This is a genomic window from Propioniciclava soli (assembly GCF_014858005.1).
In the GTDB taxonomy this organism is placed as follows: domain Bacteria; phylum Actinomycetota; class Actinomycetes; order Propionibacteriales; family Propionibacteriaceae; genus Propioniciclava; species Propioniciclava soli.
In genome coordinates this window covers 114,352-136,690 of the sequence record NZ_JACYOT010000007.1, presented here as the reverse complement: position 1 = coordinate 136,690, position 22,339 = coordinate 114,352, and the positions used below count along the sequence as shown (strand labels likewise).

At 72.4% G+C, this 22,339-nt stretch carries 17 protein-coding genes; 13 read left to right on the top strand and 4 right to left on the bottom strand.

All coding sequences use genetic code 11. The annotated features are described in order from the left end of the window. Window positions 1-39 precede the first annotated feature (39 nt). Window positions 40-1,194: a serine hydrolase domain-containing protein gene (locus IFY26_RS09445; RefSeq protein WP_232548758.1), complete on the bottom strand. Its 1,155-nt coding sequence runs from the start codon at window positions 1,192-1,194 to the stop codon at window positions 40-42. A gap of 185 nt (window positions 1,195-1,379) precedes the next feature. Between IFY26_RS09445 and IFY26_RS09440 the strand changes: the two genes are divergently transcribed. The 8 genes from IFY26_RS09440 (at window position 1,380) to IFY26_RS09405 (ending at window position 9,330) form a co-directional block, all read left to right on the top strand. Then, a complete protein-coding gene (locus IFY26_RS09440; RefSeq protein WP_232548757.1) occupies window positions 1,380-2,351 on the top strand; it encodes a sensor histidine kinase in 972 nt (323 codons plus the stop codon). Next, window positions 2,348-3,037 carry a response regulator gene (locus tag IFY26_RS09435; RefSeq protein ID WP_232548756.1) on the top strand — a complete coding sequence of 230 codons (690 nt, stop codon included), beginning with the start codon at window positions 2,348-2,350 and terminating at the stop codon, window positions 3,035-3,037. Before IFY26_RS09440 ends, IFY26_RS09435 begins: the two co-directional genes overlap by 4 nt. Before the next feature lie 150 nt (window positions 3,038-3,187). Continuing rightward, complete coding sequence (nrfH, locus tag IFY26_RS09430) at window positions 3,188-3,694, top strand: cytochrome c nitrite reductase small subunit (protein ID WP_232548755.1); 507 nt, start codon at window positions 3,188-3,190, stop codon at window positions 3,692-3,694. After that, a complete protein-coding gene (locus IFY26_RS09425) occupies window positions 3,694-5,208 on the top strand; it encodes an ammonia-forming cytochrome c nitrite reductase subunit c552 (protein ID WP_232548754.1) in 1,515 nt (504 codons plus the stop codon). The genes nrfH and IFY26_RS09425 overlap by 1 nt, the downstream gene beginning before the upstream one ends. A gap of 172 nt (window positions 5,209-5,380) precedes the next feature. After that, window positions 5,381-6,160, top strand: coding sequence for a tetratricopeptide repeat protein (locus IFY26_RS09420; RefSeq protein WP_232548753.1), 780 nt, complete (start codon window positions 5,381-5,383; stop codon window positions 6,158-6,160). Between the two features lie 10 nt (window positions 6,161-6,170). Continuing rightward, on the top strand, window positions 6,171-7,679 hold the full coding sequence (locus IFY26_RS09415; RefSeq protein ID WP_232548752.1) for a cytochrome c biogenesis ResB family protein: 1,509 nt from the start codon (window positions 6,171-6,173) through the stop codon (window positions 7,677-7,679). Window positions 7,680-7,684: 5 nt separating this feature from the next. Then, window positions 7,685-8,599: a c-type cytochrome biogenesis protein CcsB gene (gene ccsB / locus IFY26_RS09410; protein ID WP_232548751.1), complete on the top strand. Its 915-nt coding sequence runs from the start codon at window positions 7,685-7,687 to the stop codon at window positions 8,597-8,599. 113 nt (window positions 8,600-8,712) lie between these two features. After that, window positions 8,713-9,330, top strand: a complete 618-nt coding sequence (locus tag IFY26_RS09405) for a TlpA family protein disulfide reductase (protein ID WP_232548750.1) — start codon at window positions 8,713-8,715, stop codon at window positions 9,328-9,330. A gap of 395 nt (window positions 9,331-9,725) precedes the next feature. Here the strand turns inward: IFY26_RS09405 and IFY26_RS09400 are convergent, their stop codons facing one another. Together IFY26_RS09400 and IFY26_RS18185 are read right to left on the bottom strand one after the other, a co-directional pair. After that, complete coding sequence (locus IFY26_RS09400) at window positions 9,726-12,089, bottom strand: ATP-binding cassette domain-containing protein (protein ID WP_232548749.1); 2,364 nt, start codon at window positions 12,087-12,089, stop codon at window positions 9,726-9,728. Between the two features lie 54 nt (window positions 12,090-12,143). After that, window positions 12,144-17,693, bottom strand: coding sequence for an ATP-binding protein (locus tag IFY26_RS18185; RefSeq protein ID WP_232548748.1), 5,550 nt, complete (start codon window positions 17,691-17,693; stop codon window positions 12,144-12,146). Window positions 17,694-18,070: 377 nt separating this feature from the next. Between IFY26_RS18185 and IFY26_RS09390 the strand changes: the two genes are divergently transcribed. The 3 genes from IFY26_RS09390 (at window position 18,071) to arfB (ending at window position 20,434) form a co-directional block, all read left to right on the top strand. Beyond that, window positions 18,071-19,009: a WXG100 family type VII secretion target gene (locus tag IFY26_RS09390; RefSeq protein ID WP_232548747.1), complete on the top strand. Its 939-nt coding sequence runs from the start codon at window positions 18,071-18,073 to the stop codon at window positions 19,007-19,009. After that, a complete protein-coding gene (locus IFY26_RS09385; protein WP_232548746.1) occupies window positions 19,006-19,842 on the top strand; it encodes a hypothetical protein in 837 nt (278 codons plus the stop codon). The genes IFY26_RS09390 and IFY26_RS09385 overlap by 4 nt, the downstream gene beginning before the upstream one ends. 136 nt (window positions 19,843-19,978) lie before the next feature. After that, window positions 19,979-20,434 carry an alternative ribosome rescue aminoacyl-tRNA hydrolase ArfB gene (gene arfB, locus IFY26_RS09380; RefSeq protein ID WP_232548745.1) on the top strand — a complete coding sequence of 152 codons (456 nt, stop codon included), beginning with the start codon at window positions 19,979-19,981 and terminating at the stop codon, window positions 20,432-20,434. 4 nt (window positions 20,435-20,438) lie between these two features. Here the strand turns inward: arfB and IFY26_RS09375 are convergent, their stop codons facing one another. Continuing rightward, the gene (locus tag IFY26_RS09375) at window positions 20,439-21,272 is read right to left on the bottom strand and encodes a hypothetical protein (protein ID WP_232548744.1); all 834 of its coding nucleotides are present in this window, start codon (window positions 21,270-21,272) and stop codon (window positions 20,439-20,441) included. Window positions 21,273-21,409: 137 nt separating this feature from the next. Here IFY26_RS09375 and IFY26_RS09370 point away from each other — a divergent pair, with 137 nt between their 5' ends. Both IFY26_RS09370 and IFY26_RS17835 read left to right on the top strand, forming a co-directional pair. Next, window positions 21,410-21,904 carry an FBP domain-containing protein gene (locus IFY26_RS09370; RefSeq protein ID WP_232548743.1) on the top strand — a complete coding sequence of 165 codons (495 nt, stop codon included), beginning with the start codon at window positions 21,410-21,412 and terminating at the stop codon, window positions 21,902-21,904. A gap of 145 nt (window positions 21,905-22,049) precedes the next feature. Then, window positions 22,050-22,178: a hypothetical protein gene (locus tag IFY26_RS17835; protein WP_269779329.1), complete on the top strand. Its 129-nt coding sequence runs from the start codon at window positions 22,050-22,052 to the stop codon at window positions 22,176-22,178. The last annotated feature ends 161 nt before the right edge of the window (window positions 22,179-22,339 follow it).

The following is a 22,339-nucleotide window of genomic DNA, read 5'->3' as shown; positions in this document are numbered from 1 at the left end:
GCACGTGGCCCTCTTCTGGCCACGTGGCCCCCGCAGACCCTAGCGCGCCAGCAGCAGCCCCAGGCGCCGGGCCAGCCGGACGGCCCGAGGGTCGGCACCACCGGGCCACGGCCCGCGGGCGATGGTGTAGCCGAACGCGACGCCGGTGTCGGGGTCGACGCAGCCGAGGCAGCCGAAGGCCCCGTCGTGGCCGAACGAGCGCGGGCCGCCCCACGCGAAGGTGGCCGACTGCTTCTGGAACACGATCGAGTGGGCCCGGTCCGGCAGCCCCAACACCTCGTCGTAGCCGCGGCACTGCAACTGGGCCATCTGCTCCACGGTGTCGGCCGACCACAGGGCGGGCCGCTCCCCCACGCCCGTCACCGCGGACGCCAGCAGCCCGGCGATGCCGCGCGCCGACACGGTCGCGGACACCGCGGCGTGCCCGAAGCGCCAGGAGCGCTCGTCCCGGACGATGTCGATGGGGTCCCCGACCGGGTCGACCCAGTACAACCGCCCGCGGTCCGGGCCGGGGCCGTCGGCGCCCCCGGCCGCCACCGGCGGAATCATGGGCAGGGGCGCCACCAGGCGCTCCTCGGCTCCCGCCGGCAGCCCGAGGAAGAACTCGGTGCCGAATGGCGTCCGCACCTCGGCCTCGTGGAACTCCTGCAACGTCTGGCCGGTCACGCGGTACACCAGCTCCCCGGCCAGGTCACCGATGGTGACCCCGTGGTAGCCGAACGCCTTGCCCGGCGCCCACTGTGGCCGCTGCGCCGCCAACACCCGGGCGGCGCGGTGGGGGTCCAGCAGGTCGTCCCAGGTCAGCGGCGGATCCGTCGCGAACGGCAGCCCGGCCTGGTGGGAGAGCAGCTGCCGCACGGTCACGGCCCCCTTGCCGCGGGCGGCGAACTCGGGCCAGTGGTCGGCCACCAGGTCGTCGAGCCCGAGCGCACCACGCTCCACCAACAGTCCGACGGCCACACCGATGGCGTTCTTCGACACCGAGGCCGGCACGATCAGGGAATCCTCACCCAGGTGCGGCCCGCCCCAGACGTCGAGCACCTTCTGCCCGTCGTGGAAGGCCGCGACCTGCACCGAGAGGTCTGGATCCGTGCCCAGGTGGGTGGCCACGGTGTCCGCGATCTCCACCACCCGCTCGTCCACCTCCCCCCGCAGGGCACCGTGCCGTGTCGTGTCGAGCTGCTGCAGAGCCATGACCACTCCTTCGTGTCGTTCTCGGCGTCCGTGCCGTCGCACACGACGCTATCGGGCGGGGCCGACGAAATCCGTTGCCATACGACGGATTGCCCGCATCCGCGCCCCATTCTTCCTAGACTCGTGCGGGAGGGACTCGGTCCGGGGGTCGCTCGGCCAGCACACCGCAACTCGAGGAGGTCGCGATGTCGGCGCCGAACCTGACCGCGCGCCCGCACCACCCGCTCCGCACCGCGTCCGAGGACCGGTTGCGCAACCTGCGCCTGCTCGGGATGGTCGCCCCCGTCGTCTTCATCGCCCTCGTGATCGCGGGCTACCCCTTCGTCGCTCAGACCGTGGGGCACGAGCACGGCTTCAACGTCGTCGGGCTGGTCATGGTGGTCGCCGCCGCCGGTTTCGGTTGGTTCATGTACCGGTTGATCGGACGCGCCCACGCGGAGGTGTTGCTCCGTGAGGAGGAGCTGGCCCAGGCCCAGGCCCAGCGCCGCGTGGACGCCGAACGCCACACGGCCGCCCTCACCGAGCGCGACCGCATCGCCCGCGAGCTCCACGACTCGCTGGCCCAGGTGCTGGGCGTCGCCCACCTCAAGCTGCAGGCGCTGGCCGCTCGCGCGGAGGTGCGCGGCTCCGACCGCCTCTCGCGTGACATCGGCGAGCTCGCCGAACTGTGCTCCGACGGCTACCACGACGTCCGCGAGGCCATCCTCGACCTCAAGGACTCCCACCAGCCCCGCCCGGCCCTGCTCGACCACCTCGAGAGCTACCTGCAGCGCTACACCCGCCTCTCCGGCGTCCCCACCGCACTGGACGCCGACGCCCCCGGCCTCGCCCTCACCCCCGACGCCGAGGTGCAGGTCATCCGGATCGTCCAGGAGGCACTCAGCAACGTCCGCAAACACGCGGACGCCACCCGCGCCACCCTCACCGTGCGCAGCACCGCCCCGCAGACGACGTTCACCGTGACCGATGACGGCTGCGGCTTCACCCCGCTGGCCGCGTGCCCGCAGGACGGCCACGGCTACGGGCTGGCGGCCATGCGCGAGCGGGCCGAGAGCTTCGGCGGACGCCTCACCGTCACCTCCGCGCCGGGCCGCGGCACCACCGTCGTCGTCACGGTGCCCGCCGCGCAGGTGCTGCCCGAGGTGCTGAGCGCATGACGGCCCCCGACCCCATTCGCGTGCTGTTGGCCGACGACCTCATCCTCTTCCGCCGCGCCATCGCCCAGCTCATCGAGGAGGAGGCCGACCTGGAGGTCGTCGGGCAGGCGAGCAACGGCCTGCTCGCGGTCGAGGCGGCGCTGGCGCTGAAGCCCGATGTGGCGGTGCTCGACGTGGAGATGCCGGTGATGGACGGCATCGAGGCGGCGCGCCGCATCCTGGCGGCGCTGCCGGAGACGCGCGTCGTCATACTGACCGTCAGCGAGGACGACGACCACCTGCTGGAGGCGGTCCGCCTCGGCGTCCACGGCTACCTGCTGAAGGATCTGGCCCCCGCCGAGCTGTTCGACCTGATCCGCGCCGCGATGCGCAACGAGAACCCGGTGTCCTCGGCCCTGGTCGGACGCCTGCTCGCCGCGGTGCGCGCGGGGACGCCGCCGCCGCGTCCGGAGCGGGCGGACGCCGAGGGTCCCGCCCTCTCCCAGCGCGAGCTGGACGTGCTGCGGTTGGTGGCCGACGGGTTGTCGAACAAGGAGATCGGCGTGCGCCTGTCGATCACGGAGGGCACCGTGAAGAACCACGTGCACAACGCGCTCGCCAAGCTCGACATGGACAACCGCATCCAGGCCGCCACCTACGTCGTCCGGCACGGGATCGGTCTGCCCCGCCGCCGCTGGCACCGCTGACACCGCTCGAACCGCTGGCGCCGCTGGCGCCGCTGGCACCGACCGCTGTATCTCCGTTGTGCCCCTTTTGTACCCCAGGCGGGATGGTTGACGCCCCGGGGGCGGGCAAGGATGGCCGGGAGGGGACATCTGTCGACGGGAGGAGGAGCCATGCGCAGGGCCGTCACAGCGACGCTGGGCTGGATCCGGGACGCCATCGGTGCGTCCTGGCGCTGGTTCCTGCCGCTGGTGGCCGGGCTCACGGGCATCCTCGTCGGCATCCTCATCTTCACGTTCGGCTACGCCGGAGGCCTGAACTACTTCGGCCACGAGGCCGAGACCTGCAACCAGTGCCACGCCATGAACGGCCAGTACGACCGCTGGAGCCGCGGCGTCCACGCCAATGCCGCGACGTGTCAGGACTGCCACTCCCCCCACGACAACGTCGTCTACTACTACGTGAACAAGGCCGACAACGGTTTTTGGCACGCCCTGAAGTTCACGACGGGCGACTACCCGATGAACATGCACATCCGCGACCACAACCGGCAGATCACCCAGGAAGCCTGCCTGACGTGCCACGACACGATGACGCACGACATCCGCGCCCTGCGCACCGATGACCAACAGATCGACTGCCTGTCCTGCCACGCGGGCGTCGGTCACGGAAGGGACTGATGACGATGGCCACCGCCGCCACTGATGAGAAGTCGACTCCGCGCAGCGGACGCCCGAAGTGGGGTCTGCTCGCCCTGGTCATCGTGCTGGGCGGCGTCATCGCCGTCGGCGTCCTGGCGCTGCTGGTGAACATCTTCACGCGCCAGACGGAGGCGCAGCAGCCCTATTTCCAGGTCGTCGAGCTGACCGACGAGACGTACGACCCGCAGGTCTGGGGCCAGAACTACCCGCTGCAGTACGAGGGCTGGCTGCGGACGCAGGAGATGGATCCGGCCAACACCGTCACCCGGGAGCCCACCGCCGAGGATCCGCGCACGGTCAAGACCCAGAGCAAGCTCGAGAACGACCCCCGCATGGTGACGATGTGGCAGGGCTACGCGTTCTCCGTCGAGTACAACCGGCCCCGCGGCCACGCGTACATGTTGGAGGACCAGCGTCTCGTGCAGCGCGTCACGCAGTTCAACCAGCCCGGCGCCTGCCTGAACTGCCACGCCTCCCTGCCCGAGATCGTGAACACCATGGGCGACGGTGACCCCGACGAGGGGTGGGCCATCATGAACCGGACGCCCTACAACGAGGCCACCCAGTTCGCCCAGCACCCCGTGGCCTGCATCGACTGCCACGACCCGAAGACGATGGAACTCCGCGTCACCCGCCCCGCGTTCGTGGCGGGCATCAAGGAGTACAAGGCGGGCCAGGGCATCCGCGACTACGACGTCAACACGCAGGCCACCGCCCAGGAGATGCGGGCGTACGTGTGCGCCCAGTGCCACGTGGAGTACTACTTCGCCGGCGAGGGGAAGACCCTCACCTTCCCGTGGGACCACGGCCTGACGGCCGACGACGCCCTGCAGTACTACGACGAGAACGAGTTCTCCGACTTCACCCACCGCCTCACCGGCGCCCCGGTCGTGAAGGCGCAGCACCCCGACTTCGAGACGTGGAGCCAGGGCGTCCACGCCCAGTCCGGCGTCACGTGTGTCGACTGCCACATGCCGTACCAGCGCGAGGGCGCGATGAAGATCACCGACCACCAGGTCGCCAGCCCGATGCGCTCGGACGCGTCCATCAACTCCAGCTGCCTGACCTGCCACGCGGTGACCGAGCAGGAGATGCGCGAGCGCGTCGGCGGCATCCAGGAGCGCTACGAACACGTCAAGGACACCGCCTTCGACGCCCTCGTCCAGCTGATCGGGGACATCGAGACGGCCCGCACCAACGGCACCGACCAGGCACGCATCGAGGAGGCCTGGGCCTACCAGCGCAAGGCGCAGTTCTTCGTCGACTACGTGGTCAGCGAGAACAGCCACGGCTTCCACGCCCCGGCGTACACCAACCGGTTGCTCGCCGACGCCACGGACGCCGCCCGCCGCGGCCAGCTGGCCCTGCTGGGCCAGACCTACCCGGCCGCCGGCGCTCCGACACCGGCCCCGGTGCCGCCCTACACCCCGCCGCCCGCCTCGCCGACGCCGACCCATCCGGCCGCCCCCGAGACGGCCTCGGCGACCCCCTAGAGCCGGAAGCCCGCCTCGGACCCGGGCTCCCGTCCGGACCCCATCCCTACCGTTGGGTAGGGGTGGGGTCCTCCTCGTTGTACCCCGCTGTGCCGGAATCATGCCGCCGGCGGGATGGTTCGCCCACACCCGCTCGCCGAGACTGGAGGGACATCCGGTACGGAGGGGAATGATGGTCCGAGAATCCTCGAACGAATCGGTCGCCGAAGGCCAGGCCATCCCTGTCGATGACCCCGCCGATTCCGCCGCAGACGGCGCGACGACGACCGATCCACCCACGCGCTCGAGCGTGCGGCGACGCCCGCGCAAGGCGCTGTTGATGCTGACCGGCCTCGCGTTCGCGGTGGGGCTGGGCTTCGCCGTCTGGACGATGGGTGACCCGGCACCGGCCGCGGCCGAGTTGCCCGACGGTCACCCCGACATCGCCCAGACGACGGCGATGCCGGCGGCAGCCCCGACCACCCCGGCGCTGGACGAGGCCCAGGTGGCGGCTCTCACCGCCAAGGTCGAGGCCGATCCGTCCGACGTGGTGAGCATGCGGACCCTGGCCGACGTCTACTTCCGCGGCGAGCAGTTCGCCGAGTCGGCCACCTGGCTGGAGCGCTTCGTGGAGCAGCAGCCGAACGACCTCGACTCCCGCCTGGTGCTCGGCGTGGCGTACTTCAACGTGAACCGCGTCGCGGACGCCGAGGCGCAGTGGCAGCGGGCCGCGGAGATCTCACCCATCAGCCCGCACCCGTGGTTCAACCTCGGTTTCGCGCGCATGGCGCAGGATCCGCCGGACGTCACGGGGGCTGTGGCGGCCTGGGAGAGGGTGAGTGAGCTGGCACCCGGATCGGACATCGCGGCGTCCGCCCAGGAGCACCGCGAGCGCCTGCTGGCGAGCGAGGCCGTCGGGTCGCCGACGCCCACGCCGCCGGCGTCCGAACCGACCCCGGCCACCACGCCGTGAGGGGGACGCGATGAGCATCGACACCTCCCCCCGACGCCAGCCGGTCGACCCGGACGACCCGGTCGACCGCGCGGTGGACGACACCGCCGACGATCTCGTCGTGCGCCGCCCCCACGGCAGGGAACCGGACATCTCGGTCGGCGAGGTCGCTCGCCGCATCTACCGGTTGTTCCACAACAAGCGGTTCGGCCTGTTCCTGATCCTCGCGATGATGGTGCTGACGCTGCTGGGCGTGCTGTTCCCGCAAGCGCCCGACGGTGTGCGCAGCGACCCGGAGCTCATGGCGTCCTGGCTGGAGACCGTGCGCCCCACGTTCCGCGGCTGGACGACTCCGCTGGCCGTGCTGGGCATCTTCTCGATGTTCAGCTCGCCGGCGTTCGTGACGGTCGTCTCGCTGCTCGTGCTTTCGATCATCGCCTGCACCACGCACCGCATGCCGCTGCTGTGGCAGCAGTCGATGAACCCGCGCGTCCACGTGCGCGACACGTTCTTCGACCGGGCGCGCCTCAGCGTGGCAGCCGTCCTGCCCGTCGGGCGCGACGAGGCGATCGAGCAGGTGCGTTCCCGGTTGCGCGGCAGGCGGTTCCGGGTGCTGGCCGACGAGACCACCCCGGGGCGGCTCTACGCCGACCAGAACCGTTTCGCCCCGGTCGGCACGATCATCGCGCACACCGCGTTCGTCGTGATCCTCGCCGGCGTCCTCATCACGGGCCAGTTCGGGCTGCAGTTGAACAACTTTCCGGTCACGATCGGCACCACGCGCGCCGTGGGCTACGACACGGGGCTGGCGGTCGAGGCGCGGGCGTTCTCCGACACCTACCACCCCGACGGCCGCCCGGCCGACTACGTCTCCGAGCTGGTGCTGTGGCACGACGGGGTGGAGGTGGCCCACCAGGACGTCCGGGTCAACACCCCCCTCCGGTGGGGCGGCTACTCGGTCAACCAGGCCTCGTTCGGCATCGCTGCCATGTTCGCGGTGACGGACGCCGCCGGCGCGGTCGTCCACGAGGGGGGCATCCCGCTCCAGTACGCCACGCCGGACGAGCTGTACAGCTACGGACGCGTCGAGCTGGCCGACCGCAACCTCGTGTTCTACGTCATCACCCCGGCATCGGGGCAGGTGACGCCGGACATCCGCCCCGGTGAGGCGCAGCTCGAGGTGTACGCCCTGGACGCCGACAACACCCCGATCGACACGCAGCTCCTCACCCCCGGTGCCACCGCGACGATCGCCGACCTGACCTTCACGTTCGAGCGCGAGGCGCAGTACACCGGCCTGATGGTGTCGCGCGATCCGGGGGCGCTGTGGGTGTGGATCGGCGCGGCCCTGATCATGATCGGCACCTGCTGGACGATGTTCCTGCGTCACCACCGCGTGTGGACCCGTGTCACCCCCAACGACGACGGCACCACCACCGTCACCTTCGCGTCCCCCGACCGGCACGACTCGGTCTTCCAGGATTCCATCCGCACCCTCGCCGCCCAGTTGGCCGACCCGGCCGACGCTCCCAGGAGGTAACCGCCATGCTCGAACTGTCCCGCATCTGCCTCGCCGCGGCCACGGTGCTGCTCACCCTGGCGCTGGTCAGCAACGTCGTCATCGTCCTCACCCGCAACACCGCGGCCCGAAAGGCAGCGGCCAAGGAGGCGGCGCTCGTGGGGGCGTCCGGGGCCGGTGGCGCGGCACCGGAGCGACTCGCGGCGTCCCCCGCCGTGGTGGAGTCGCCCAGCCGTGGGCTCGGGTGGTACACCGACCGGACCATCGAGATCTCGCTGGTGCTGCTCACCGTCGGGCTGGCGTCGCGGACCTTCGCGACGGGGCACGCGCCGTTCGCGAACCAGTACGAGTTCGCCTGCTCGTTCGCCTGGGGCATGACGCTGGCGTACGTGTTCTTCAACCACCGCTACCGGCTGCGCACGCTCTCGCTGGCGATCTTGCCGCTGCCGGTGCTGATGCTGCTGTACGCCGCCACGGTCGGCTCCGAGGCCGTGCCGCTCATGCCGGCGCTCGACAACCACCTGCTCCTCACGCTGCATGTCGCCACGGCCATCCTGGGGTACGGCGCGGCGGCGGTCGCGTTCGGCGCGGCGGTGTTCTACCTCATCCGCCCGTACCTGAAGCTGCGCGGGCTGCCCAGTGAGGAATTGTTGGATGAGATCGGCTACCGCGCCGTCGTCATCACGTTCCCGATGCTCACCATCATGATCATCCTGGGGGCCGTGTGGGCCGACATCGCGTGGGGCCGCTACTGGAGCTGGGACCCGAAGGAGACCGCCTCCCTGGTCACCTGGCTCATCTACGGTGCCTACCTGCACGCGCGGGTGTCCCGTGGCTGGCGCGGCAACCGCTCCGCCGGGCTGCTGATCCTCGGCTTCGTGGCCATCTTGTTCACCTACTACGGCAACCTGTTCTTCGGCGGGCTGCACGCCTACGCCTGATGCCGACTCGCAAGGGTGCGAACGCCGGATCGCGGGCCGGTGTGCCCCGGCCGCCGGGTGGTCGCGGTGTGACCGATGCGGGCCCGGCCGATGGAGGGGTGAGAAATGCCGGTGTGACCGATGCCGATGTGGCCGGTGCAAGCGTGACCGGTGCCGGGCGAGGTGCCGCAGGGGGGAGCGGCACCGCGCGCGGCGGCGTCCCTGGGCTGCTCTACCTGGCCGCGTTCGTGGCGGTGGTGGTGCTCGGGGTGTGGCTGCTGCTGCCACCCGCCCCGTCCTCGGCCAGCGTCGACCCCGGTGCCAACGCCCGGCCCGCCCCGACGGTGGGCCAAGAGGCGCCGGACTTCACGGCGACCACGCTGGACGGCCGCACCGTGTCGTTGGCCTCCCTGCGCGGCACCCCGGTGTGGCTGACCTTCGGCGCCACGTGGTGCGCGCCCTGCCGCGTCGAGGCGCCCGACATCGAGGCCGCCCACGACGGGCGTGCGGAGATCCTCGCCGTGTACATGGGCGAACCGGGCGCCACCGTCGCCCCCTACGCCCAGCGCATGGGCCTGACGTTCGGCCAGATCCCGGACGCCGACGGCCAGCTCTCCGCGCTGTACGGCGTCCGCGGCATCCCCGTGCACTACTTCGTGGACGCCGAGGGCGTGGTGCGCTCGACCCGCGTCGGCATCCTCGGCCCGGAGACCATCGACGCCGAGCTGGCGGCGATCCAGCCGGGAGCCTGACCCGCGCCGATCCCGCTCGGGGGCCAGGCGGCTCCGATCACGCTGGCCCGATCTCAGCTCTGTGGCCCCGCCGCGGCCCCGCATCCGGGACCACTTCGCTAACCTGCCGTAGCGGGGCTCCCCGTGCCGGAAGAGCACCGCTACGGCGGACGGGGGAAGTGCCCCACGCCGGAGAGCCACGCTTCGCCAGGGCGCCACGCCCCTGTCGTTCAGCTCGCCTCCCTGCCGTTGTCGACGGCACCCTGCTCGAAGCCCTCCTCCCCAGCGCTGCAACGGCAGGGCCGTGCGTTTCGCACAGGGAGGCGGTCCGAAGGACAGGGAGGCGGTCCGAAGGGCAGGGAGGCGCCCCCACCGCAGGGTGGACACACGGTCACGGCCGTGGGACGCCGCGGGCCTCAGGCGCCGACGTACTGCGCCAAGTGCTGGCCCGTCAGCGTCGAGGCGGACGCCACGAGCTCGGCCGGGGTGCCGGTGAACACCACGTGCCCGCCGTCGTGGCCGGCGCCGGGGCCGAGGTCGATGATCCAGTCGGCGTGGGCCATGACGGCCTGGTGGTGCTCGATGACGATCACCGACGTGCCGGCGTCGACGAGTTGGTCCAGCAACCCGAGCAGCTGCGCCACGTCCGCGAGGTGCAGGCCGGTGGTCGGCTCGTCCAGCACGTACACGTCGGCCGATTCCCCCATCCGCGCCGCCAGCTTGAGCCGCTGGCGCTCGCCGCCGGACAGCGTCGTGAGCGGCTGCCCCAGCGTCAGGTAACCCAGCCCCACGTCGCACAGCCGCTGCAGCACCTTGGTGGCGGCCGGCGTCCGGGCCTCACCGTCGGCGAAGAACGTCAGCGCCTCGGCCACCGGCATGGTCAGCACGTCGTGGATCGAGCGGCCGGCCACGGTGTACTCCAGCACCGACGCCTGGAACCCCGTCCCCTCGCATGCCTCGCAGGTGGAGGTGACGGTCTCCATGAACCCCAGCTCGGTGAAGATCAGCCCCGCCCCGTTGCACACACCGCAGCCGCCCTCGGAGTTGGCGCTGAACAGCGCGGGCTTCACCCCGTTGGCCTTGGCGAACGCCTTGCGGATCGGCTCGAGCACGCCCGTCCACGTGGCCGGGTTCGAGCGCCGCGAGCCCTTGATCGGCGCCTGGTCGATCACCACCACGCCCTCCCGCTTCGCCACCGAACCGGCGATCAGCGACGACTTGCCCGACCCGGCCACCCCCGTCAGCACCACGAGCACCCCCAGCGGGATGTCCACGTCCACGTCGGCCAGGTTGTGGGTGCTGGCACCCCGGATCTCGAGGGCGCCCGTCGGCGTCCGCACCTGCTCCCGCAGCGACACGCGGTCGTCCAGGTGGCGACCGGTCAGCGTGTCGGACGCCCGCAGCCCGGCCACCGTGCCCTCGAACACCACCTCGCCGCCGCCGCTGCCCGCACCGGGCCCCAGATCGACCACATGGTCGGCGATCGCGATCGCCTCGGGCTTGTGCTCCACCACCAGCACCGTGTTGCCCTTGTCACGCAACCGCAGCAGCAGGTCGTTCATGCGGGCGATGTCGTGGGGGTGCAGGCCGATCGTCGGCTCGTCGAAGACGTAGGTGACGTCGGTGAGCGCGCTGCCCAGGTGGCGGATCATCTTGATCCGCTGCGCCTCGCCCCCCGACAGGCTGCCCGAGGCCCGGTCGAGGCTGAGGTAACCCAACCCGATCTCGACGAACGAATCCAGCAGGTCCCGTAGCCCCGAGAGCAGCGGGGCCACCGCCGGTGCGGACAGCGACGCGACCCACGCAGCCAGGTCGGAGACCTGCATCGCGCAGGCGTCCGCGATCGACAGCCCCTCGATGCGGGACGACCGGGCCCCCTCGGTCAGGCGCGTGCCGTCGCACTCGGGGCAGGTCTTGAACACCGCAGCCCGCTGCACGAACGCCCGGATGTGCGGCTGGAGCTCGTCGGGGTCGCGGTTGAACATGGACTTGCCGATCTTCACCAGGACGCCCTCGTAGGTGACGTTGATGCCCTCGGCCTTGATCTTGGTGGCCTCCTTGTACAGCAGGTCGTGCATCTCGCGCTTGCCGAATTGGCCGACCGGCTTGTCCATGTCGAAGAAGCCCGAGCCGGCGAAGATGCGGCCGTACCACCCGTCCATCGAGTAGCCCGGCACCAGCAGGGCCCCGTCGGCCAGCGACTTCTCGGGGTCGAAGATCGCAGCCAGGTCGACGTCGGAGATGTGCCCGATGCCCTCGCACTTCGGGCACATGCCCCCGACCACCGTGTAGGACGCCTTCTGCGCGATCGTCTTCTCACCGCGCTGGACGGTGATCGCTCCCCCGCCGGTGGCCGACGGCACGTTGAAGGCGTACGCCTGGGGCGGGCCGATGTGCGGCTCACCGAGGCGGCTGAACAGGACGCGGAGCAGCGCGTTGGCGTCCGTCGCCGTGCCGACGGTCGATCGCACGTTGGCGCCGAGCCGATCCTGGCTGACGATGATCGCGGTGGTGAGGCCGTCGAGGGAGTCCACGTCGGGCCGATCCAACGTCGGCATGAAGCCCTGCACGAACGCCGGGTAGGTCTCGTTGATCATCCGCTGGCTCTCGGCGGCGATGGTGTCGAACACCAGCGAGCTCTTGCCGGAGCCCGACACCCCGGTGAACACCGTCAGCCGCCGCTTCGGCAGCTCCAGGCTCACGTCCTTGAGGTTGTTCGCCCGCGCCCCGCTGATGCGGATCAGGTCATGGGAATCAGCAGCGTGCGCGGGCGTCGGCATGGCGGCAGCGTAGCGGCCGGACGCCCCCGCCCGCGGCCAGCCCCCCAGGCCGGCTCAGCCCCGGTGCCCCTCGATGGTCGCGATGATCGCGGGCCGCAACTCGGCCGGGGTGATCACGCGATCCACCGACCCCACCTCCACGGCGCGGTGAATGTTGTGCACCCGGTCGAACTCGGCGGCGATCTCGCTGATCTTCTCCGCCCGGACGACCTTGCGCGCGTCGGCCAGCTCGACCTGCAGCGCCGCCTTGTCCTCCGCGCGCGCCGTCCGTAGCCGCGCCTCCAGATCGGCAACGCGCGGATCCGCGGCGGTGCGCGTCCGGACGTCGCCGGCGAACACCACCGCCGCCGCGGGCGCCCCGCCGATCACCGAGGCGTAGGACCCCTCGATCGCCAGCACCGTCATCGACGGGTTCAGCTGCTTGCTGAACACCACGAAGGCGCCGCCGTGGTAGCGCGAGATCACGCAGAACACGATGGGCCCGTCGAAGTTCACGATCGCCCGGCCGATCTCGGCGCCGTACTCCAACTGCAGGTTGCGCATCGACTCCGGGGAGCCGTCGAAGCCCGAGAGGTTGGCCAGCACGACCAGTGGTCGGTTGCCCGAGGCCGCGTTGATCGCCCGCGCCACCTTCTTGCTGGAGCGCGGGAACAGCGTGCCCGCGGTGTAGGTGTCGGGGCCGTCGGTGGGAGGGAATCCCGCGCGCGGCACGGGCTTGGACTCGATGCCCAGCACGCACACCGCGTGGCCGCCGACGCGGGCGTCCATCACCACCGCGGTGTCGGCGTCCGCCATACCCGCCCAGCGCTCCAGGCGGGGGTGGTCGGCGTCGCACACCGCGGCGATCACGGTGCGGATGTCGAAGGCCTTCTTGCGCTCCGGGTTGTGCTCAGCGGAGAAAATCTGGCCCACGGTGGTAAAATCCGAGCCCGCCAGGTGGTGCGGGTGGTCGGACACGTCGCGGTCGGCCGGGTCGGACGTCGGCGCCCGCCGGGGCCCCGACTCACCGGGCGCCACCCACGTGTGCTCGTAGTGCTGGATCAAGATGGCGAACGCCGCCCCGAGATCCGGCGCCCAGTACTGCGCCTGCCCGTTCGGCCCCATCACCCGGTCGTACCCGCCGATGCCGAAGTTGTCCTCCGCCGAGACGCCGCCGGAGAAGTCGAGTGACTGCTTGCCCGTCAGCACCATCGCCGAGTCCGGCGTCATCACCAGGATGCCCTTGGTGTGCATGAGCATCGTCGCCTCGGCGTTCCAGTACGGCTGGGCGCCGACGTTGATGCCGGCCACCACGACGTTGATCTCCCCGCCCCCTTGGGTGAATTCCACGATGCGGCGCAGCGCCGCGCCCACCCAGTCCATGTTCTCCGTGCCGGAGTCCATCGAGATGCGGGCGCCCGAGCTCAGCGTGAACCACTCCAGCGGGACGCCCTCGGCCTCGGCCAGGTCGAGCGCGGCGATGATCCGGCGGCACTCCGGCTCGGCGACCGCGCCCAGCCCGCGCGTCGGGTCGCCCGACAGCACGATCCGCGTGATGCCCTCGGGGTGCAGCGGGGTGACGGTCCTGACGCGGGCGACGATGATGCCGGCCCTGTTGCGACCCGGGCTCCGCTCGGCCGGCACCAGCCGGTCGGGCTCGCCGGGCGCGACGGACGCGTCGAGGTCCAGCTCCTCCAACGACCCGCCCGGCCCCGCCAGGGTCTGGGAGAGCTCGTAGGGGTACACCAGCCCCCGCCGGCGCGCCCGGAGCACCTTGGCCGCGTAGTCGTCGAGCGGACGCAACGGCTCGCTGGGCGGCGGCTCGACGGACGCCGTGACGCCGCCGCCGGCCCGGGCGTGGAACCGCACCGCGACCGGCACGGCCGCCTCCCCCGGGCGGGCGAGCGTGCCCTGCGCGACGACCTCCTCGATGCCCGCGCCGTCCGACAGCGGGGTGATCTTGTGCTGCAGAGCCGCGATGTCGCTCAGTTCGAGGTCGATCTCGGGCCACACGGTGACCCAGACGTGGTTCATGTCGAGGGTGCTGCCGGCGGGGCCGCGGGCGGCCCGCGTCCGGCGGATGGCCTCCAGGCAGTTCTCCACCGCCCGCTCGGCGTGCGGCAGGCCGATCAGGCGCCCGTCGGCGTCCCGCACCGCGGCCAGCTGGCTCACCTCAGCCATCGCGACGAGCCGCCGGTCGGACGGGTTCGCCTGCGCGACGCAGTCGAACAGCAGGACGCCGCGCGGCGCCGGCAGCCGGGTCACGTCGAACTCCCGCAGCCGCCACAGGTTGAGCCGGCGGAAGATCATGGGGTGGACGCCGCGGATCCGGACGTCCTCGGCCAGGCCGCCTCCCTGGGCGGGGCGGAACGTGAAGTAGTCCACGTCACCGTTGGAGGCGCAGGTGGCGATCACGCAGCGCCGCAGCCCGCCGGGCCACGCCCAGGCCGACAACACCGGCTGCAGCTGGGCCGAGAGCTCCGCATGGTCGGGTCGCTGCGGCCACGCGACGTAGATCTCCACGACGGCGTCCTCCCCGCCAGCGCGGGCGGCGAGCTGCTCGGCCACCAAGCGCGCGACGGGCCCGTCGGGGCCCAGTTCGTCGGCGCCACAGGCGGTCGTGACCACTTGGCAGGCCTGACCCTCCAGCAGGTACGCCCCGGTGACGAGCGGCCGACCCGCGCCGTGACCGGGGCCGGTGACGACGGTGGCGTTGACGTCGGTCAACTCGTGTTCGCCGTAGTGCTTGCGCAGGAGCACCTCGAGCAGCGGCTCGTGCGGGTGGAGGCCCGCGGTCAGCCGCTCCGCGAGGTGCGGCACCAGCCGCTCGGGGATCGCGGCGAGCGCGGTGAGGCGCTCCACGCGGTCGGCGGCGACCGGGTGGGCGGCCAGGTCGGCCACCTCGGCGTCCACCCCGGCAAGGACGGCCTCGCGCTCGGCGTCCACCTGCGGCTGGTCGAACCACCGGAACCGCACCGAGCGGGCCAGGTCACCCACCGCCGGGAAGCGCCGCTGCGTCGCCCGCACCAGCCGCTCCAGTTGGGCGCGGGCCGACGTGGCGACCGCGGCCTCGGGGGCGGGCTCGGCGATCCACCGGTCGAGGATGGCCAGCACCACCTGGACGTCCTCGGCCACGCGCTGCTGGGCGAGGAAGACGCGGAACACGGCGTCCGCCAGCGCCGGCGTCCGGTCCAGCTCGCTCACGCCGTAGTGGGCCAGCGCCCGCTGCAGACGGTCCACGAACTGCTGCGGCAGGTCGGCGCGCGCGGCGTCCAGACTCTGCAGGTAGCCGTGGAAGTGCTCGCGGTCGGAGTGGATGCGGAGCTCGGTGTTGGCCTGCTCCGAGGCGGGCCGGTTGCGGCTCAGCTCGGCGAGATCGGCGAAGAGGGCGAACAGCTCGATCTCCCCGGCGACCACGTCGGCGGCCACGCCGGCACCCTCGGCGAGCGCCCGCTCACGGGCGGCGAGGTAGGCCGCGAGGGTGCCCACGGTGGGGTCGGCGTCGTAACCCATGAGGTGCGCGGCGAGTTCCTCCCGCAGCTGCGTGGGGCGGGCGGCCACGCTCGGGTCGGACGCCGCGGCCGGCAGCTCCACCCGGGCGGCGGGCGTGGCGGCCTCCTCCTCGCCCTCCCCGACCGGCTCCAGCCGCACCAGCGGCGCCATGGACTCGACCTGGCTGCCCGTCATCACGAGCAACTCCCGGACGCGGGCGGCGAACGGAGCCGCGATGACGGTCTCCATCTTCATGGACTCCAGCACCACCACGGGTGCACCGGCAGCCACCTCGGCACCGACGGGGGCGGGCGTGGCGACGACGAGCGCCGGGGCGGGTGAGCGCAGGACGCCCCCCTCGTCGCGGGAGACGCGGTGGGTCACCCCGTTCACCTCGATGAGGTGCACCGGGCCGTGCGTCTGCGTGACGATCCGGAACCGCTGCGCGCCCACGGTGAGGCGGCCGTGGACGTCGTCGAGGCGCTCCACCTCGGCGTCGGTCGTCACGTCGCCGACGCGCACCCGGTACCGGTGCGGCCCCGTCCGGTAGACGGTCAGGGTGTGGGACTCCCCCCGGAGCTTCAGGTCCACCGACAGCCCGGACGCGTGCGCGGCCTGGGGGCGTCCGCCGTGGGCCGTCTCGAGCAGGCGGGCCACCTCGAGCTGCTCGGCCTCGTCGTAGGCCTCGATCGCCGCGGCCACCAGCGCGACGCCGGAATGGGCGTCCGCGACGAGCTCACCGGCCGCGCGGGCCCGGTCGATCCACCCGGTGTCGGCCCAGCCGACCGCGCCGTCCTGCTCGCCGTCGCGCGGGCCGACGACCTCGGGGCGTCCCAGCAACTCGAGGATGAAGCTCTTGTTCGTGGCGCCGCCCTCGATGAGGACGGTCGTCTCCGCGAGGGCGCGGCGCAGGCGTCCGAGCGCCTCGGTGCGGGTGCGGCCCACGGCGATCACCTTGGCGATCATGGAGTCGAAGTCGGCGGGAATCGTGTCGCCCTCGGCGACACCCGTGTCGACGCGGATGCCGGGGCCGACGGGCAGGTCGAGGCGGGTGATGAGGCCGGGGGCCGGCGCGAAGTCGCGGTCGGGGTCCTCGGCGTTGAGGCGGGCCTCGATGGCATGGCCGGTCTCGTCGGGCCGCTCGGTGAGGCGCTCACCGGCGGCGACGCGGATCTGGGCCTTCACGAGGTCGAAGTCGTTGGTGATCTCGGTGATGGGGTGCTCCACCTGCAGGCGGGTGTTGACCTCCAGGAAGGCGAACAGCTGCTCGCCGGGGTGGTACAGGAACTCGACGGTGCCGGCGCCGGCGTAGTCCACGGCCAGGGCGAGCCGCTCGGCGGACGCCTTGAGCTCGTCGGTCTGGGCGGGGGTGAGCAGCGGCGAGGCCGACTCCTCGATCACCTTCTGGTTGCGGCGCTGCACGGTGCAGTCGCGGACGCCCAACGCCCAGGCGGTGCCCTGGCCGTCGGCGATGAGCTGCACCTCGACGTGGCGGGCGCCGGTCACGAGCTTCTCCAGGAACACCACGCCGGAGCCGAACGCGCGCTCGGCCTCGTCGCGGGTGCGCTGGTAGGCGTCGGAGAGGTCGTCGGCCGAGTCGACCCGGCGGATGCCGCGGCCGCCGCCGCCCGCGGTGGCCTTGAGCATGAGCGGGTAGCCGATCCGGTCGGCCGCGGCGAGGGCGTCCTCGAGGGAGTCGACGCCGCCGCGGCTCCAGGGCGCCACCGGGACGCCGACCTCCTCGGCGATGAGCTTGCTGCCGATCTTGTCGCCCAGCTTGCGCATGGCGTCGCCGGAGGGGCCGATGAACGTGATGCCGAGTTCGGCGACGCGATCGGCGAACGCGGCGTCCTCGGCGACGAAGCCCCAGCCGACCCACACGGCGTCCGCCCCCGCCCGGGTGAGGACGTCGGCGAGGAGGTCGTGGTTCAGGTAGGGCCGCTCGGAGGCCGGCCCCAGGGCGTACGCCTCGTCGGCCTCGCGCGCGAACATCGCGGTGCGCTCGGCGTCGGTGTACAGCGCGATCGTGGTGATCGGCGGGGCGTCCGGACGCTCGGCGTTGAGGTCGCGGACGGCGTGGATGAGCCGCATGGCGGCCTCCCCGCGGTTGACGATCGCGATGCGCTGGAACACGGAACCTCCCTGAGGGCACGGTCGGCGGACCCCGCCGTTCCGGGGCCGTATCGCAATCTCCCACGCGCGGGGGCGCCGTGCGACACGAACGGCCGCGTTTCGAGGAAGTCACCAAAGTCCACCGGGCGAAACCCAACGATGGGCCGCGTCCACTTGTGGGAACCGCACAAGGCGGGAGCGGTGGCGTCCGGGCCCCGTCTCGACCGTTTGGACCCGAGGAAAGGGTGCCATGGCGCCATTTTCTCGGGTCCAATTCACAATCCGCCGGGGCGGGGAGCGGGTTGTCCACAGGCCAGCAAGAAATTTCGGGGCAGGTCGGCTCGACGGCACTAGCGTCCTGCCTGACGGTCCGCCCGGGCCGGTGGAGGGGGGAGTACATGACCGTCATGGTCGGCGCCGACGTGGAGTCGCTGCGCCACCTCGCCGGTGACGCCCGGGCGGCCGCGCGGTCGCTCGAGGGCGTGGCCCGCACCCTCGGCCCGGTGATCGCCCGCGGGGCCTGGCAGGGGCCGGACGCCGACCGCTTCCGCCACCAGTGGGCGGGCCAGCACGCGCCGAGCCTGGCGGAGACGTCACGCGTGCTGGCCGAGGCGGCCGACGCGCTGGGCCACCACGCCGACGAGCAGGCGCAGGCCTCCGACCACGGCGGCATCGCCAGCGGTGCCCTCGCGCTGGCCACCTTGGCCTCGGCGGCGGAGTGGGTCTCGGCGGTGAAGAAGCCGGTCCTGGGTGCCCTGACCCTGAAGAAGGTCACCGACCTCATGCGGATCCACACTGCCGCGGATGCCCTCGCCGAGGTCAACACCGCGGCGGCATCGGCGCGGGTGTTCGTGATGGGGGACATGGTCGACACGGCACTCGGCCGCAACGGCTTCCTCGCCAACCAGCTCGCCCGGCTGGGTGGGCCACTGGGAGCGGTCGGCCGCTGGCTGGGGCCGATCGGCGGCCTGTTCGCCATCGCCGGCGGCACGAAGGAACTGATCGACCCCACGCACGACGGCTGGCGCGGCACCGGAGACCGGATCGCCGGGGCGCTCTCCATCGCCGGCGGGGCCGCGACCATCGCGCTGGCGTTCGGAGCCGGCGCGGCATTGGCCCCCGTCGCGGCGACGGCCCTCGTCGCGGTGGCCGTGGGCGCGGGGGTGGTGGCGGGGGCGTGGTCGCTCGGCAACCTGGTGTACGACCACCGCCAGGACATCGGCGCCTTCCTGCACGACGCGGGGCGCCGGGCTGGGGACGCCGCCGCCGCGGTGGGGTCGGGGGTGTCGGACGCCGCCACCCGGGTGGCTGCCTGGGCCAAGGGACTCTTCTCGTGACCCGCCTGCTCACCGCCACCACCGCGCCGGACGCGCTGCCGCCGCCCGGCTTCACCTGGAGCCGGGCCGACGCGGACGCCGCCCTGGCCGTCCTGGCCGATCCGCCCGACGTGCCGCGCGACGTCGTGGTGTTGACCGATGAGGAGATCGTCGCGCTCGACGGACTCCAGAACGAGCAACCGTCCCCCACCCCGTGGCTGGACGCGCAGGACCTCACCGCGGCCCAGCTCGGCGGCATCGCGCTGCGCGGGCTCATCGCCCGTTCGATGGTCGCGCTCGGACCCGCCGAGGCCGCGGACGGCTCCCCCACCGGGGAGCTGCGCCTCACCGCGTGCCGGGAGATCACCGGGGTGCTCATGCTGCGGCGCACCGCCCAGACGGTGCTGCACCTGTCTCGTGAGGGCGACGCCGGGGCGCGGTGGGTGTTCGCCTACGCCCACCACGGCCGGGGTGTCCTGATCGAGGACGTCGACCCGAACGGGCTGCACGCCTTCGGCGCCACCACCGCCGCGGGCGCCGCCGAGTACCTGCGAGCACTGGCCAATCCCGAGGACGCCCCGGGGGCGGAGCACGCGCCCGTCGTGTGGGGCGCGGACGCGTTTGCCTCGCTGACGGCGTGGCCGGCCCCGTTCGACGAGGACGGCGGCGTCGCCTCCCTCGCGCTGCGCCATCACGGCCGCACCGGGGTGGCGACGGCGGTGGTCCACGCCGGCCGCGCCCACGTGGGGCTCCTCCGCTCCCTGCCCGACGGTCGGCTGGAGGGCTCCGGCCTCACCGACGCCGGCCTGCGCGACCTGCTGCACGCCGCGCTGCGCGGCGAGGATCCCTTCTAGTGGCGGCCCCGCGGCGGCGGGCCGACTTACACCGGTGTCATTCATCCCCAGCTGAGGACAACCCTGTGGACAACGGCGCGGCCACCTCCGGCCCGCGGTGCGGACACCGGGGGCGCCTCGGGCCTAGGCTGGCGCCATGTCCGACCTGACCATCCCGCCCGGGCCCGGGGTGCCGGAGGGTCTCGTCGTCCCCGCCGCAGATCTCAGCGAGCGTTTCGCGCGCTCCTCGGGGCCGGGTGGCCAAGGCGTGAACACGACGGATTCCCGGGTGCAGCTCTCGATCGACCTGGCCACCGCGCGCCCGTTCACCGACGCGCAACGCGTCCGGCTGCTCCGGCGCCTCACCTCGCGGCTGACGGGCACGGTGCTCACGGTGGACGCCTCCGAGCATCGGTCGCAGCGGCTCAACCGGACTGCCGCCCGCGGCCGTCTCGCCACCCTGCTGCGGGACGCCCTCGCGCCACCCCCGCCGGCCCGCCGGGCGACGCGTCCCGGCCGCGGGGCGGTGGAACGTCGGCTCACCGCCAAACGCCACCGGGCACAGACCAAGGCGAACCGGTCGCGTCCCTCGCCGTCCGACGGGGGCGGCTGAGCGCCTACTCGGCGACGGCCACCATGCCCGCGGCGCTGCGCCGACCGGCCCAGCCGACCGCCAGCGTGCCGCCCGTCACCACGACCGCGGCGAGGATGGCGCCCCCCGCGACGAACGGCGACTCCAGTGGCCCGGCGAGGCGGCCCCAGGCGATGGCGACGAACCCCCACACGAACCCGAACAGGATCGTCAGGGAGGCCTTGGTGTGGAGTGCGAGCCGGACGCCGACGCCCGCCCCGATGAGGAGCACGATGACGGCCACGAGCGGATCGAGGTTGCCGTAGGTGATGTAGACGCTCTTGAGGGTCGCCGTCACCATCGCGATGGTGGCGATGCTGGCCCACCCGAGGTAGACGCCGAACGTGGCGTCCACGGCGAGCCAACTGCCGGCCCGGCGCCGTTCGACCGCCCCGGAGGCGAGCGTCAGGTTGACCAGGGCGAGCACGAACACGATGGCGAAGAGGAAGAGCACACCGATCCAGAGCCAGCCGCGCTGGGTCACCAACACCCACGCCCCGGCGAGGATCATCGACCAGCCCGCCTGCCAGCCGATCTCGCGGTGGAGGGGGCGCGTCCGCTGGCCGGGCAGCCATTGCAGGACGGCGTAGGCGAGCATGCCGAGGTAGATGGGACGCCACAGCAGGAACGCCCACTGGGCGGGCGCGACGAGCGTCGCGTCCGAGGCCAGCGCCCCGCTCGCGACGACGTCGACGGGGCTGCCGAGCAGGCCGAGGCCGACCATGGCCGAGACGAGAGCGAAGACGGTCGAGAGGGTCACGAAGATCTGCCGCTCGCGGTCGGAGTCCGGCGGCACCTGCTCGTCCTGCATCTGGATCAACAGCCCTCCTCCGAGAAGGATATCGGCGCGCGAGGACGCCCCAGAACCGTTCCCCCCGGCGGCTCCCACCCATCTCCCCCTGAAGTTTGCGGCGGGGCACCCCCCGGGACCGTCCGCGGTGGGGTAGAAACGGCACCATGAAGTCGCTGGCCGGGGAGACGATCCTCGCCAGCTTCGTGAACGCGACGGACGCCGAGCGCGAACGCCTGCACCTGCCGTGGTGGTACGACGCGACGCTGTGGGACTCGCTGGACTACCTGGGCTGGACCGACCCGCAGACGCCCGAACGCGGCTACTTCGTCGCCGAGACCTCGTTCGGATTGGTGGGCGCCGTGCTCCGCCTGCCCAAGAACCGTCCGCACGGCCGTCGCGCCCTGTGCAACCTCTGCTGGACGCAACACCAGACGCAGGGCGCGGTGCTCATGGTGGCGCGCCGAGCGGGCCGGGCCGGCGTCAACCACAACACCGTGGGCACCTACATCTGCGCCGATCTCGCCTGTTCGCTCTACGTGCGGGGGCTGCGTCGCTCGGTGGGCGGGGGCACGATGCCCGAGACCGTGTCCACCGAGCACCGCATCGCCCGCCTGCGTGAGAACGTCGAGGACTTCCTCGCCCGCATCTGCGTCGAGTGACCCACGCCCCACCGCGGAGCGTGGGGCGGCGGGTGGCACGGCCCCCGCTGCGGGACGCGAGTGACACCGGCATCGGTGAAACCTACTATGGTCACCACGGTGTTGAACTGAAATCGCACCGCGTGAATCCGGAGGGGGACCCACCATGAAGAGAACACTCGCCGCCGCAGTCGCGTTCGGGCTGTTGAACGCCGGTCTGGTGTCGTCGGTCCAGGAGACCATGGATCTGCCGCCGTGGATGTGCAACCTGATCCCGGTGCTCTGCGCGCGCTGAACACACCGGGCGCAGCAGGACGCGGCGGGCGCAGGACGCCGCGCGCGGACTGACGTTCGGCGGAGCACGGGCTCAGCGCGGGCGGGCGGTGTGATCAGCCTCGGTCGCGGGCCGGGCGGGAGAACGTGGTGCGGAGCCGTGCGCGGGGTACCTGCGCTCGC